The following is a 2,939-nucleotide window of genomic DNA, read 5'->3' as shown; positions in this document are numbered from 1 at the left end:
GGTGATCAACGGGGCCAGGGAGAAGCCGAAGGCCTCCACCACAGCCCCGCCCGGCCCTTTGCGGGCAAATCTTTTGCCGTTGGCGCTGTCCCTGCGGATGATGAGGCCGCAACTTACCAGTTCCGCCAGGTTCCTGCGCAGCGTGGAATCGGCCATGCCGTGCGCCCGCAGCGATAGCTGAGCGTTGGACGGAAAGACCATCAACCCGTTTTCCTCGCTGATCTGGTCGTCTGGATAAAACGTCAAAAGCCCGCTGAGCACCGCCAGGGCGCGATCGCCGACGCCGACAATCGACTTGCCCTCGCACAGCCACCGATAAACCTGCCATTTCTCGACGACAGACCCCTGAGGTATCTGCCTTGACGCCGTGTTGGCTTTCACCAACGCAAGCGTCATCGGCCGCCGCCCGAAGGGCGTCGTCGCAAACCCACTCTCCATTTCCCTCACCTTTCAATCAGGCAAAAGAAATCTGCTCGCCGAAATGGCGCCACGACTCTTGACAGTGATTCGGGGAAGTGCGATTCTCAGCTTGCTACAGACGAGAAGGGCTTCCGCGACGGCGACGTTCGGGGGCCTTTTTCTTTTGCGGTTTCAGTCTCCTGTTTTCTTGGCTGTTTCCGATTGCCGAAAAGCCTCGAAAAGCTCGTCCAGCCGATCGGTTATGAACGCTCCGAACGGCGAGGCTTCCTTGGCCTTCAGGGCAAGCGTAAACACTTTTCCTGTGTCGGTGATCTTGGCTCGCACGGATCTGTCGTGCGGTGCCCAAGCCTTTTCCTGTGTCTTCGATGCTGCTGGCGCGCGTTTTGCCGGCGCGCTCATGAAGTCGAACAGACGCGCAAATCGTGCGTCACTGCCTGACGTGGCGAACTCTGGACTTGCCACATAGTCGGCCGCCCTGCCCGCGCTATCCGGATGCTCCATGAGCTTGGCGAGCTGCCACCACCTGTCCCGACCAACAGTCTTGGCGGCGCCAATGGCCACAATGACTGGCTCTGGAATGTTGCTGGTAACAGAACGCATCTTCGAGAAGGTCGTGTCATCGAGCGCCAAAGCCGACTTCACCGTGTCGGGCGTGTGGCCGCGCTTGAGAATGCGATCGGCAAACAGGGTCCTTTCGATGAAGGACAAATTGGCCCTTGCGGCGTTCTCTTGGCCCTGGGCAATAACATGATCCTCATCGCCCATCTTCTTGACGACCGCGCGTACTGGCCGTCCCAGCTGGCGGGCAACCTTGACGCGCCGATGCCCGAAGACGGTCTGAAAGCGACCGGAGAGCTCAGGATGAGGCCTGACCAGGATCGGAGAATCTTGTCCTCTTTCCCGAATGGCCGCAAGCAACTCCTGATATGCCTCATCGTCTTCGTCCAGGCGATCCGAAACGAAGGAGGTGTCCACAAATGCCGGATCGAGATCCACGACCGAGCTCTTGGAGAGCTCCTCGAAGGATTGCATGATGGAGCGCGACGCCCCGCGAACGGCATACCCGGATACGTCCTTCGCATCAGCCACTGCCGTCGCAGGGCCCAACACACTGCCGAAAATGTCCCTGCGTGCCATTTAACCGCCTCCAATCGCGGTTAGCGATTTGATTTCAAAGACAAAATTTCCAGTTTTTACTGCCGTAAACTTCGCCGTCATGACCGTCCCCACGCACGATGGATCAGCGTCGCGATTTCAGCATTGACCGCATCGAGGGATTCCAGTGCACGGTCGTAGGTGGAACGGGTAAAGGCCGACTTCTCCACCTCGTAGAGCGTCTGCTTGGTGAGACCCGCGTCCGAAATCGCCGTCGACTTCAACATCGGATTCTCCAGGATCTGGCCGGCAAGCATGGACTGCATGAAGCCTACCATCTGCGCCTGCGGGATATCCGTCGGCTCGTAGCGTGTGATCAGATATCGAAACCAATCGAGCTCGATTGCCGCACCGGCGGCCTTGATGGTTTTCAATATGCCGCCGAGCATGAGCAGGAACTGGCTCATAGACATCAGGTCGAGCATCTGCGGATGAACTGTAATGAGAACCGACGTCGCCGCCGACATGGCCGTCAACGTCAGGTAGCCAAGCTGGGGCGGGCAATCAACCACGACAACGTCATAGCGATCGTCGACCTCCGTTAACGCCTTCGCCATGCGCGTGAAGAACTGGCGCCCGGCATTTGACGTCTTATCCTGCATGGCGAGGGGCGTGTCGTATTCGTATTCCTGCAATTCGAGATTGGCGGGGATGATATCGAGACCTGGAAAATTCGTCGGAAGGATTACGTCCGCAATCGAGCGGCGTTCGTCATCGTAACGAATCGCCTCATAGAGCGAGAGGTTGTTATCAAGTTCCGGCTGGAAGCCATGCAGGGCCGACAGTGAGGCTTGAGGATCGAGATCGATTGCAAGAACACGGTGGCCGGTCAAGGCCAGATGCTGGGCGAGGTGGGCGGCAGTCGTTGTCTTGCCACTGCCCCCCTTGAAGTTGACGACAGCAACGACCTGGAGCTTGTCGCCGGACTTGCGGTGCGGGACATACTTCTTGACTTCGGTCCTGCCATGCTGGTCCAGGAAATGGCGCAGCTCAAGCATCTGCTGGGCAGTGTAGGACCGGCGTCCCGATGGGATCTGCTCGGGCAGGGGGCCCTTGCCCTCCAGATGAAGGCGCTTCAGATTGTTCTGCGAGACACCAAGATAGTGAGCGACTTCTGCCATCGAAAACGAACGCAGCGTCTTCGCCGCATCGGGGGGAAATTTCTCCATCCGAAGCTGGTTAAGGCGCCGTGATATCTCAGCACCCTGCTCGAGGATTTTCTCATCGAACTCGAAGCTCGGTAGCCGCATGGCGATATTCATTCTCGTCGAAAACCTGAATTGGTGCTTTTTGCGATGAAATTATTCAACAAGCGCCATTAAGCTCCGATTCGGAAAGCCCGGCAAGAAGTTTTAGGTTAACAG

The 2,939-nt window shown here is 57.8% G+C and carries 3 protein-coding genes; all 3 read right to left on the bottom strand.

Going from position 1 to position 2,939, the window contains the following annotated elements; translation table 11 throughout:
- The coding region (gene repC, locus EN932_RS32755) for a plasmid replication protein RepC (protein WP_281061569.1) at positions 1-438 on the bottom strand (438 nt) is incomplete at its 3' end.
- A gap of 153 nt (positions 439-591) precedes the next feature.
- A complete protein-coding gene (gene repB, locus EN932_RS32750; RefSeq protein ID WP_013525329.1) occupies positions 592-1,557 on the bottom strand; it encodes a plasmid partitioning protein RepB in 966 nt (321 codons plus the stop codon).
- Positions 1,558-1,634: 77 nt separating this feature from the next.
- Positions 1,635-2,837 carry a plasmid partitioning protein RepA gene (gene repA, locus EN932_RS32745; protein WP_013525328.1) on the bottom strand — a complete coding sequence of 401 codons (1,203 nt, stop codon included), beginning with the start codon at positions 2,835-2,837 and terminating at the stop codon, positions 1,635-1,637.
- Positions 2,838-2,939: the final 102 nt, after the last annotated feature.

Source organism: Mesorhizobium sp. M7A.F.Ca.US.002.01.1.1, assembly GCF_004022955.1.
Lineage (GTDB): Bacteria > Pseudomonadota > Alphaproteobacteria > Rhizobiales > Rhizobiaceae > Mesorhizobium > Mesorhizobium ciceri.
Note: the sequence above shows the minus strand (reverse complement) of the source record. Positions and strands in the feature narration are given on the sequence as shown.